This is a genomic window from Flavobacterium sp. HBTb2-11-1 (genome assembly GCF_009826975.1).
In the GTDB taxonomy this organism is placed as follows: domain Bacteria; phylum Bacteroidota; class Bacteroidia; order Flavobacteriales; family Flavobacteriaceae; genus Flavobacterium.
In genome coordinates, this window is sequence record NZ_WUMO01000011.1 from 33,741 (window position 1) to 45,963 (window position 12,223).

General features: G+C 33.5%; 7 protein-coding genes. All 7 read right to left on the reverse strand.

Annotation, left to right across the window (positions count from 1 at the left end; translation table 11 throughout):
• Window positions 1-64: 64 nt before the first annotated feature.
• Window positions 65-2,032, reverse strand: coding sequence for a BspA family leucine-rich repeat surface protein (locus tag GR162_RS19930; RefSeq protein ID WP_160783560.1), 1,968 nt, complete (start codon window positions 2,030-2,032; stop codon window positions 65-67).
• Window positions 2,033-2,034: 2 nt separating this feature from the next.
• A complete protein-coding gene (locus GR162_RS19935) occupies window positions 2,035-2,499 on the reverse strand; it encodes a hypothetical protein (RefSeq protein ID WP_160783561.1) in 465 nt (154 codons plus the stop codon).
• A gap of 34 nt (window positions 2,500-2,533) precedes the next feature.
• Complete coding sequence (locus tag GR162_RS19940) at window positions 2,534-3,718, reverse strand: DUF5977 domain-containing protein (protein ID WP_160783562.1); 1,185 nt, start codon at window positions 3,716-3,718, stop codon at window positions 2,534-2,536.
• A 3-nt stretch (window positions 3,719-3,721) separates the two neighbouring features.
• Window positions 3,722-4,594 carry a DUF5977 domain-containing protein gene (locus GR162_RS19945; RefSeq protein WP_160783563.1) on the reverse strand — a complete coding sequence of 291 codons (873 nt, stop codon included), beginning with the start codon at window positions 4,592-4,594 and terminating at the stop codon, window positions 3,722-3,724.
• A gap of 62 nt (window positions 4,595-4,656) precedes the next feature.
• Window positions 4,657-5,025, reverse strand: a complete 369-nt coding sequence (locus GR162_RS19950; RefSeq protein ID WP_160783564.1) for a tail fiber assembly protein — start codon at window positions 5,023-5,025, stop codon at window positions 4,657-4,659.
• A 24-nt stretch (window positions 5,026-5,049) separates the two neighbouring features.
• Window positions 5,050-6,213 carry a DUF2460 domain-containing protein gene (locus tag GR162_RS19955; RefSeq protein WP_160783565.1) on the reverse strand — a complete coding sequence of 388 codons (1,164 nt, stop codon included), beginning with the start codon at window positions 6,211-6,213 and terminating at the stop codon, window positions 5,050-5,052.
• Window positions 6,214-6,303: 90 nt separating this feature from the next.
• The gene (locus tag GR162_RS19960) at window positions 6,304-12,216 is read right to left on the reverse strand and encodes a hypothetical protein (RefSeq protein ID WP_160783566.1); all 5,913 of its coding nucleotides are present in this window, start codon (window positions 12,214-12,216) and stop codon (window positions 6,304-6,306) included.
• Between the last annotated feature and the right edge of the window lie 7 nt (window positions 12,217-12,223).

Genomic DNA, 12,223 nt, shown 5'->3' on the forward strand with positions numbered 1-12,223 from the left:
ATTTAATGCAATAAGACGTTTGCTTTAAAGTTGTCTTTAAAACAAAAATTTTAGAAGATGTTTTTTATATCCCGCCGTCGGTAATTACCCAATTATTTGGCGAATCAGTTAAAATTGCTCTTCCCGCAGTTGATGCTGAGGTACGTTTTGCAGTGCCAAAAGTTATAGTTATTGGTGTTTTAACAGGTCTTTTGCTCCATCCGTTGTAAATTGCATCTAAATTTGAAGCTGAGAATGTTGTTGGAGTTTTTGCTGTCATGAAATTGGAAAAATTAGTTACATTAGATACATTCCAATTTCCGATATCTTGATTAAAATTCGTAACACCAGTAAACATGCTTGACATATTAGTAACTGCAGCCACATTCCAATTTCCAATTGGTTGATTGAAATCCTTATTATTAGAAAACATACCAGTCATATTTGTAACTGCTGAAGTATTCCAATTACTAATATCTTGATTAAATTTAGCATAACTGAACATTTGTAGCATACTTGTAACTGCTGACACATTCCAACTACTAATATTTTGATTAAAGGGAGTGCCAGAAAATAAATTAGACATATCGACGGGACTATTTGTTTTTATTTGCCAATTTTGAATATCTGGACTTCCACCATTAGTAAATGCTGAATTATTAAGCATACCGCCAAAATTAGTTACATTAGATACATTCCAATTTCCAATATTTTGATCAAAATTCGTAGCGCCACCAAACATATTAGACATATTTGTAACAGATGAAACATTCCATGTGCCTATATCTTGATTAAAATTGCGAGCTGTGTAAAACATAGTGGACATATTTGTAACTGCTGAAACATTCCAATTTCCAATTGGCTGATTAAATTCACTTGCACCATGAAACATGCTACTCATATCAACAGAACCATTTGTTTTTATTTGCCAATTTTGAATATCTGGATTCCCACCATTATTAAATGTTGTAGCATTAACAAACATAGCTCCAAAAGATGCACAGACAGACACATTCCATGCACCAATATTTTGATTGAATGAAGATGCTGAATAAAACATTGACGCCATACTTGTTGCTGACAGTGTATTCCAATTATTAATTGTATTACCACCTCCATTGTTAAATGCAGTTGCAGATTGAAACATCTGAGACATATTTGTAATGGAAGTAGTATTCCATGTTCCTATATTTTGGTTAAATGCGCTCGCACCAGAGAACATTGCGTTTGTAAGTGTAACTTTTGACATATTCCAATTTCCTATAGGCTGATTAAATAAGGTGGCATTCTGAAACATAGAATTCATCGAAACATTTGAAGTTTTATTCAAACTCCAATTATTTATGTCTGAGCTTCCTCCATTATTAAAAGTGGTAGCGCCTTGAAACATATTCCCAAAATTTGTTGATTTTGAAACATTCCAATTTCCAATATTTTGATTAAAAGAAGTAGCGCCATAAAACATTCCTAAAAAACTAGTCACATTTGATACATTCAAATTGCTTAAGTCTTGATTAAAATTTGGGCAACTCTCAAACATAAATAACATATTTGTAACAGAAGTCGTGTCCCATTCATTAACCCGTTTTATTGTTGTTAATGCTGTACATCCGCTAAACATATAGGTAAAATTAGTAGTGCCAGATAAATCCAAAATATCTGAGACAGTAGATAGATTTAAATTTGCGCAACCATGGAAAATATTTCCTGTATAAGCACCTAGTTTAAGTTTTCCCCAAGATTGAACAGATAGTATTTTCAATCTATCTCCCGTATTATTAAATTGCCATCCTGTACAAGTTCCTTTTATCTTTATTGTATAATCGCCTGCTAGAGAATAAGTGTGAGTTACCTGCGCCTGATTCCAAGCAGTAATAGTATTAGAAATTCCATCACCCCAATCAACCGTGAAGTTGTATGTTCCTGATGGAACTAATGGAAGTTTTATTTGCGTAGCAGTACTAGATCCCGCAGATGTATTAGAGGTTCTCCAAGTAGAAACAAAAGCATTTTTACTTTTCCCGAAAATCGTATTTTGAAGTAAAGCTCCCATAATTATACTCCTAATAATAAAATACTATTTGTGGCCCCTCTTTTTGTAAAAGTAAAAATCTGCTTTTCGCTTGTTACTGATGGAGTTCCAAATAACCATGTATGGGGAGCTGTAATTGCCCAAGTTACGCTTATTCCTGGCAATGTAATCCCGTTAAAAATGAAACTTTGAGGCAATGTCGCTGGTACTGTAATTGTACAGTTAGCTGTAAAAAGTACAGTTTTGCCATGCCAGCTAGAAGGAATAGTTTGACTTAAATTTACTTCTAATTGGTTTGAAATATCTTGTTTGTTTGACAGATCGATATTTCCTTCTCCAAGAATAGATTCGCCATTAACTGTTTTTAAATCTAACGCAGAGGTTAGATCACTAAACTCCAGTTCGCCACTGGAGTTTGTAATTAAAATTCTATCACGTTGATTTGTTTCTAAATCAGCGACTTTTATTCTGTTATAGTTGGTGCTCATTTTTTGTGTGGTATTTAAAGTTGTTTAAAAAAAATTATAATTCACATTCCAAATAAATTTCACCAGTATCTGTTGTGGTAGAAAGTATAGGTCTATTATTTGTAGATGGAGTGCTGCTATTTTTATCTCCATTTGAGATAAGGAAAAAATTAAAACCTTCTCGTTGAGTTAATAAATAGAAATAAGAAGGATTTATGTTTATTTCGACATATTCTGTTGAGTTACTTGTTACTGTAACGCTACCAAGAAAAGTATTAGAATCCCAATCGTTCCAATCGATGAGTTCAAAAGCTTGAGAATATGCATGGAGAGAAAAAATGTTGGAGTAGAATAAGTTAAAAGTTAATGCATTTCCAACAGTATTTGAAGCGAACTTAAATCTTATTTTTGCCGATTTTGGTGTTGATGAAACAAGAGAAGTATTAATTGCTCCTCTATATCTATTAAGTATAAAATCTGAAGTATCTTTTGCGGCACCTAGGTAGGCGTTGCTTGGATAAATAGTTGTAGCTGCAGCTGCATTATGACAGGCTGACCAATCACTATTTCTATTTTCAAAAATTACCGATTTAGTTACAGGAATGCGTAAAGTGTTAGATGATATGGTAACAGTTACTATATTACTTTTACTAGAATTCCCAGCTGCATCTTTTGCTTTTATATAATAACTATAAGTAGTTGATCCTGAAAGCCCAGTAACATCATACTGGAGTACATCAGCTGTAGTTGAAGCTAAAAAAATATCATTTTGAAATATGTCGTAGCCAACAATTCCAAGATTATCTGTTGCTGCTGTCCAAGATAACTCTAATGAATTAAATGTAATTGAAGATGTATTTAAAACACTTGCAGTTGGAGAAATCGTGTCAAGTGTACATATTCCCAAATTATTGGCGTAAATTTGTGCATTGGTATCTAACCAGGCAATTGCTTGGTTATTTGCAGCTAATTCACTTTCATTTGAAACAAATTGATTTGCATTTGCTGTTAATGTTACCGCGCTTCCCAAATATCCGGGACTACAATTATTTCTAGTTATGGTCTTGGTTTGTTTGGTATTATAAAATCTTGCCCCTGGCGGACAATTTTCAGTATCTAAAAAAGGAGCAATATAATCTGGATCTGTAACGATATTTGGTTTCGTTTCTCCAGTTGATGTGTTGTCATCTGTATAATATCTTTCGAGTGTTTCAAAAGACTTGTATCCTGTGTTTTCCATATTTTAATAAGTTATTGCAACCTTCGCTGTAGAAGAATCTTTGTCGTAAGTAATGTATCCAATGTTTGTTACCTGATCGATATCATTAACCCATGAAGGTGGTTTTGGTATATTTTTAGAAAAAGTGAGTTGTTGAATTTTAGATCCTCCTATATTAATAAAGTCATATTCTGCATCTACTTTTTGCATTGTTCCTCCTGAATAAGTTGTAATTTCCATATCGATATTACCTGTTCCAATTTCTTTGAACCAAGCTCCAGCCATTCTTATAGGAATTGATTTTAAAGAAGAATAATCAGAAAGCATTTTTTTGAAATTGATTAGACAAGCCTCTACACCATTTTCTTTTTGGTTATCTCCAGCAAACATTATATACGATTGTATAGCTGTGCTATTATTGGGTAATTCAGTTCCCTGACCATGACCAAATCCCATATATTTATTATCCCATTCCGTTCCGGTACTTATAAACCCAGTAAAAGTATCTAAATCGACACCCGCACCTAATGCCCATTTGTATTTAATGATCATATAATCAAATGGTAACAATGTTGTTGCAGGCTCTAGTACACAGGACGGGTTTTCTCCTCGCCATGCTGTAGGCCTAATAGAGCAAACCCCAATATTATTAGCATAAGCTTGCGCATTTGCGTTTAACCAAGATTCTGCTTGTTGGTCTGCATCTGCAACACTTATAGTTGAAACAAATTTATTGGCAGGAGCTGTTAAAGTAATTAAATTTCCAGATGTCCCATAGGAGCAATCATTCTTTTTTACGGCTAAAGTCTTTTCAGTATTATAATAAACCAATGTTCCTTCTTCATGAACATATTGGTCTATATAAGCAAAAGGTTTGTATGTTAAGTTTTCTTCCATATTTTTAATAAAGAATAATTATTTGATTGTTTATTCATCGAAGATTCACGATTGAGTAATCGTTACATAGGGCTTATTGGCCAAACAATTGATGCTGCATCTTCTAAATTGGTTAAATCTCTTAGCTCTTGTCTGTAATTTTTCCATGCTATTTTTTTCTCTTCAGAAAGAGGTGAATCTTGTACTTGTGTCCAATCACTATCCATTAAAAGTGAATTTCTTGTTGTTCTTAAGTTTGCTAAAAGTTCTTCTCTATTTTGAATAAATGGAGAATAGGTATGTTTGCCTTCAATTACTTTATAATTTTTTGACAATGCTTGTTGCCATTCCTCTTCGGTCAATTCAATATGCGGTTCTGGAATATTTTCATGAATTCCTTCAACATAAAATCCTGTGTAATCTCCGTTTTCGTTATATGTTCCTTTATACATAATTTCTATTTTTTTATTTTTTAGTTAATATCCAATTGCGAACATATAGCCGTTAGTTCCATCGATTACGGCAAAATATGATGTTGTTGTAATTGAGTATACATGATTAAAACCTCTGCTTCCTGAAGTATTCCTAACTGTAGAAAGAACAACACTCAAAGCACGATTTGGCCAGGTTAAAGGAAAACTATACGTATTTGTATTGTTGGTTAAATAAGCCCACTGAAGGATTAATCCGTTACTGAATTTTTGATAACCACCATTACCAAATCCAAGAATACCAAACCCCGCATGTCCAGCATCATAATCAGAACCAGGAGAAGTTGATACAGAGCCATCTGCCATTAAAAACTGATTGGGAGTTCCGCCAGATTTAATAAAACCTTTGGCTTCAATTGCTTCCGTAAAAGTTTTATTTCCTCCAATAGCCTGTGGTGTTGTTAAGTCTACATATTTAGTGTTTAATTCCAAATCTGATAACGTAACAGTACTTTTGTACCAGTAATCTACTTCGATATTACGATCGCTTACTACTGCCGAAAATGTAATAATTCCGCTGTTATAGTTTACCACATAATCTTTGCCTATGCCTTCTCTAAGCAACTGGCCATTTTTATAAATTCGAACACTATCTTTAATAGGAATTTCTATTAGAGTAATTTTATCATTATTAAAAGTATCTTCGTCAAAATTTTCTTTGAACGGTACAGATAGACTTCCAAGAATTGGGTCAGTGTTAGGATCACTTGATTCTGTATCTGCATTTTTGGCCCAATAATTTGTTTCGATATTTCGATTGGTGATTGGAGCTGAAAAAGTGATTACACCACTATCAATGTTTAAATTGTAATCGTCAATCTCTTTTAGTAATTGTCCATTCTTATAAACTTTAGCGCTGTCTGCAATAGGAGCTGGATCTAGCTGAATTGATGATCCTGAAAAATCATCTTGGAAATTTTTGATTGGCACATAGCAGTTTCCAGCAATAATTCCAGCATTTTGGAAGGCAGCTTTTAAAAGCGCTGGAGTTATATAATGCTCATTATCTGTTCCTGTTTCGACCATTTGGAAATTGGCCTTGTCATCTTCTTTATGAACGAAATTGTCAAAAATTTCAACAAAATCAAGATGTGTAGGAATATCTCCGTCTTTGAATTTGTTATGAAAATCATTTCTAAGTGTTGCCATTTTATTTAATTTTTATTTCTTTGCTTTTAAATGTTTGTATAAGACCTGAGTCAATACCAATGAAATTGAATCATTGGTATTGTCAGTTTTTTAAAGAGTTAGGATTTTTTCATCGCTGCTCAGCATTCCAGACGAATTTTCAGAGATTACTTTAAAATGATGATAGATTCTTTCTCCATTTTCATCTTTAATAACTAGTTCATCAGTTTTTGGTTTTGTCTCTAATAAAGGCAGGGTGATGTTTTCTAGATTTGTTGAAATCTCATGAATCTTTTCCCAGTTGCCTTGATTATTCATTTTGTATAGATGATATTTACCGTTGTAAACTGTTTTTTCCCAGTTGAAAACCACAGGTTTTAAAATCGCTCCATTGGTTCCACTAGAAACTCCTGAAGCTTCTAAAGTTGGAGACTCAGGCGAAACAGTGTCAACAATTGTTGTTGCTGTAATTTTTGAAGGCTGAGATGGTGCATAATCAATGTTTATAACCGGATTATCAGTCGTAGATTCTGAATCTGCATATTCAATTTGTTTCGAAACCGTAATTCTGTAGAAAAGGCCATCACCAAAAGGGATGTATTCTAAATCTTGAAAATCATCATAAACAGTCCAAACATTTTCGAAATCGGCAGATAAAGTATTTTCATCAATTGTAATTTCTCTAACCAATTTCATTGTTCTTATCGACTGGGCGCCAAGCATTGTTTCTGCGCGATAAATATTTATCTTTTTAATTTTGGACTGCGGCTGATAAGCATTTAATTCAATCTGAACAGCAGGTTTGATCCCTAGAACCTGATTTCCAAGAATTGGCATAATTCTCTTAATTTCAGGAGTTTTAGGTGGAGTAGAAGCCACCAATTTTACAGGCCCCATAATATCACTGAATTCTCCAAAATTCATTTTGATATCCATTTCGCGAACAGCATAGAAATAGATATTTTGGGAGTTTCCATCCAAATTAAAATCTGTGAATTGCACTTGATTATCATTTTCGTTAATGATTTTCATCATTGGTGCAATGTCAAAATCGGCATCAGTTGGTTTTAAAGTATTTCCATTTTTATCTTTAATGGTTTGTTTTTTATTAACAGGAACGTAATTATTTCCTTTAATATACTCGTAAACAACTGGTATTTCTGTCAACGGAACAAAAGCAGCCTGAATGGCTTGTTCAACAAAATAAACGGCTAACATTGGTTTTTCAACCTGTTGTGAGATTAAAACTTGATTTAATGATGTAATTTCCGTTATTGTTGGTTCTGTAACTTCTTGAGTTGCATTATGCCATCCAATAAAGTCATTAATCAGTTTTATAAACTCGGCATTGTCTGGCATTGGAAATTGATAACTTTCTTCAGCATTATTTTCAGGTAAAATTTTATAATGACCATCTCCAGCAAGAGTATTAAAGTCTAAAAAGTTGATCCATCTCTCATTAAAATCAATTTCATCATGTCCTCCTAATTTGTTCAATTCTTCACGGATTGTAGTAACTGTTTCAGGTTTGTATAAAGTATTTAGAAAATCTTCGTCATTTGCTCTGTAATGCAATAATCCGTAAGGTTTACGATTTTTATCAGTATCATACTTTGTCGTAAAAGTGTACGAAGAACGATTGTAAAAGTCAGGACGTGTGGCATACAAGCTGCCTCCAATAATCTCTTTAGGCTTTTTAGGTTTCTCAATCCGAACAGCATACATCGGACAAGGAATACTGATTTTTGATTTGTAATCTAATTTAAGTTCTTCCTTTACAGCATGAGCGCTAATTCCGAAAATAGAATAGTGTGTACTTTCATTTTCTCTTGGCTGAATATTTTGTGCCGTGATTCCAGAAACAGGATCGGCGTACAAGTAAACTTTGTAACTTGGATAGTAATTAACACTTTGTGAAATAGTTTCAGTTGGATAGCTCGGTGGTTCATTTTCTTTACGTGGACCATCTACAGCACCTAAAATTTCATCATAATCTGTAGCCATGGTTTGCTGCACAAAATCACCAAGTTTAAATTCGGGGTCATTAATGTATAAAACTAAATTTCCGGTTGTACCAATGTTTTCGGTTTTATAAACTTTAAATTCTTTTCTTGATTTCAAAGGAACAGGATTTCCTGATTGGATGGCGCTTTTTGTGAACAATCGTACAATACCATTAGACCATTCAACAGAATTTCCATTTTCTGATTTGTATTGAGGATGTTGCGCTAGACTATAGTTTGGGAAAATGATTTTGTATAATCCTAAATGTTTTTTGTCATCTATTTTGATCGGATTACCATCTTCATCCAGTTTGTAAGTACCATCCGCATTCGTTTGAAAAGCTTCTAATTTGATCGGATCACCATCTTCATTCAATTTATAATTTCCTTTATCATCCATTTCGTAAGAAACTTCAAAATGCCTTTCAATTACAGCATCTTCCCAGACTCCTCTCGTTTTTTCTAATTGCAGATCAGTACCATTTTCGCCTTTATGTTCGATAACTTCTCGATGAACAATATTTAAGGTGGCTGGATATTCAATTTCAAAGTCAATTTCTGGTTGATGCCAGTTTTCAGCTGTCTGCATATTTTGCACCAGTGTACATAAACTGTTTTCAGGAATTTTAATAGGCTGAAGTTGTTCAGAATCAATTGTTGCATCTCCATCAGCATGAAGTTTATCTGTTACCTCTTTTTTCAATACTTCGACTAAAGCATAATCAAAAACGTCTTGATTTTTGTCGTCTTTTTTAAGTTGAACTTCAATGTTTTTAATCAGATAGTTTTCCTCCCCAATGGTTAATATACCTCCGTCAAATCTAGTTTTATTGGAATTGTCTAAGCCGATTTTTATTTCTTGACCACTGCTGATAATTTTGTATTCTCTTATCTTAACAATCGAAGTTAGGTTATCTGTTGTGTCGTTGTCAATTTTTTCAATTTTACCATATTCAACTTCTGGAAGTCCGTCTTTGTAATACAATTTAAAATGGTCGGCAAATATTTCTTTAACATCAGGAAAAATAGAGTCTTTATTTTCCTCAGCATCCTTGGCAGACATTTCTTTCGGAACAGGATAGCTTAAAAGCTCTTGCGATGAATAATAGTCAAACATGATTCTGACTAATGTTTTGTCACTGCCAGTAATCTTGCCCAATAGTTCTTGTTCAGATAGAGAAGTAAACATCAAAGGCCTTTCTTCTGTCACAAGAAGTGCATTAATGTTGCTTGGAGGCATTAAATTATTAGTTGGTTTAATGTCTGATTTAATGCTGATTTGACGCCCAGACGCCGCTCTTGAGAAAATATTAATTCCGTATCCTTGATAGATGTAAATGTTTTCTCCAGTTTCTTCCTGAATTGCATTTAAAATTGATTTTCCAGACTCAGGAATGATAATTGGAACAGTCTCGTAATTAGATTCTTTTAAATTTTGATTGACACTTTTGTATTCTACATCATGCGATAATTCTGGATTTTTCCATGTTGACTCTGTAACAATTTTATGATCAATTCCTAAATAAATAGGAAAAGTAAAAGCGCTTCCATCATATTCTAAAGAGGACTTAAAGAAGTCTTTGTCTGCCTTAGGATCTACGATATCATATTCCATAACATCATCCATAAATAAGCTTACAAATCTTTTCTTCCCGTCAAAGCTATAGCCTTCAGGATCTGTAATTCTAGCATTTGGATTATCCTCAGCATCCACATTTAATCCAGGAACAATTTTACTTAACTGAATAGGAAGAGGCATACGCTCGGTATTTACAGAAGTTGGAATACTCATAGAAAGGTGCTGAACTTCAGTTCCCTCGATGCCTTCTTCTAAACTGCCAAAAGTGGTATATTCCGTTAAATAAATATATTCTCCAGAATAAACATCATCATCAAGATCTAAACAGCCTAAACCTAACATACGTGCAACGTGGTAATCGTTTGCCGCAATATTTAAAAGATCCAAATAAGATACTTTGGTTAAATTTTGAGCATATTGTTGTTCTTCTCCAAGTCCTGGCTCATTTACAGGAACTTTGTCTCCAAATGGAATATTTTCTTCTGCAGTTGGGTTACCTGATGCTTCACTTAAAGAAATATATTTAGTGACAATGCTTTTAATGCTTTCATCGGTAATATCTTTTTCATCCGTGATTCTATTCCATTTATCTCTATAATTTTTAATGTTTACATATTCACCATCGTTGAATTTTAGCCATTTACCATGAACTGAATTTAACTTTGGCTCAAGCTGCTCGAAAACCTTAAAATCATCGGTGTTTAATCCATATTTTCCTTTTAAGAACCAGTCTCCATTGGTATTAGCATTTGTAATAAAATCAGAATAAAATTCCAGTTGAACAGATTTTAGAAAACATTTGCTTGCTTTAAATCGAACACTTCTTATATTTTCTGCAACTAAACGAATAGGATTGTCCAATTGTGTTGAGTTGTACGTCTTACGATTGGTAACTCTTTTTGCAGCTGTGATCTTATTTTCGGCAACTGATAGTGTTTCTAATTTTACACTTCTAGAATTATTCGAAGAAGAAAAATCCAATTCGGCAGCAAAAAACAATTCTGATTTGATTTCAATTTCGATCAAACTATTTCCGTAAGCCTGTATAAAAGCAGTTGGATTTGTTAGCGGATCGTAAATGATTTTAATGGCTTTATACTTTTTGACATCTAAAAAATTTACGTACACAGATCTCTGCGGATTTGATGTTTTGTAAATCCAAAGGGCTTTTTTATTATCTACAACATTAGGATTTTGGGTTAAATCCACAGTCTGGCTAATTTTTGTATATGGAGCCCTGTAAACTTTAACAAAATCATCTGGTTTATTGAAACTTAAATTAGAACTCGAATCGGTATATAAATTTCCTTTTGGAAGGTGATTTTCTCCTAATCTGCCAGTCAGCATCCAGCGAAGATGAATTCCTTTTGTACTGTCAATTCCTCTTGAGCCCGCCGCAGTAACTTGTAAATAAGTTGACTGCAAATTTGTTTTTTGTGAAGAAATATCAATAATGGATGATTCTCTTTTAACATTGAAATTAATACTGATTCCGGATGGATTTGCAACATTAGTTAGCGATACAAGTGCTGAAAAAGAGCCAAGTGCTAAAGGTTTCCCTTCAATTTGAACTGGAGCCAGGACTTCTGATTTTCCAGGGATTGTTACTGAGTTAGCAAGCTTAAAAGTTAATCCATTTAAAGTCTTTTCGCTATGAATTTTTGTTCCAGCACTTAAAGTTAAAGGTACACGATTTTTGTTTTTTAGAACTAACGTGCCACATGGTGAACTAACTCTTGTACCTTTCTTTAAATTAGGATAGACTAAATTGTTTGCAATAACGCTAACATTTGGAAAACATCCTATTTGCAGACGAGACAAATCAGAAGCAAGGTTGTCTAATTCAGCTCCTAAAGTGCTGAAATCAGTACGCCAAAGATAATCTGAATCTAGTGCAGAAACGGCATCACTTTTTAAAATGGGTATTCTTCCCAAAAAGTTGGTAAGAGGTGCTGTCAGTTCTTCAATGTTCTCAGGAGAACTTGTAACGCCATACACAAAAACCTTTGAAGTTAGATTCAAATCAGTAAACAGATTTTTTAAGAAATCGGAGTTGTTAACCTGTAAACCGTCTGTAATTACAAAAACGATATCTGGAGTAATTGGCAGATTTTTAGCCACATTTAGACCAGATGCCCAATAATCTGATTGAATGCTTTCTGTACCATTTCCATAGATATTAATCCAATCTATAAAAGAATCTTTATTGCTTGAAATTCTTTTTTCGATTATGTTATCGGGTCTAACAGCAGTATCGCTGTTAGACATTCCGATTAACGAAAGTGTGATTTTACTTTGCGTTTGAGAATTGATAAATGAAGCTAGCCCTGAACGAATCTGCTGTGCTTCATCGCTATTGATAGAACCTGATTCGTCTACTACAATTGCAACATAAGTTTCACAGCCTGAAAGTTGGCTTTCTTGAAGATTTATAGAACTCATTTTTCTT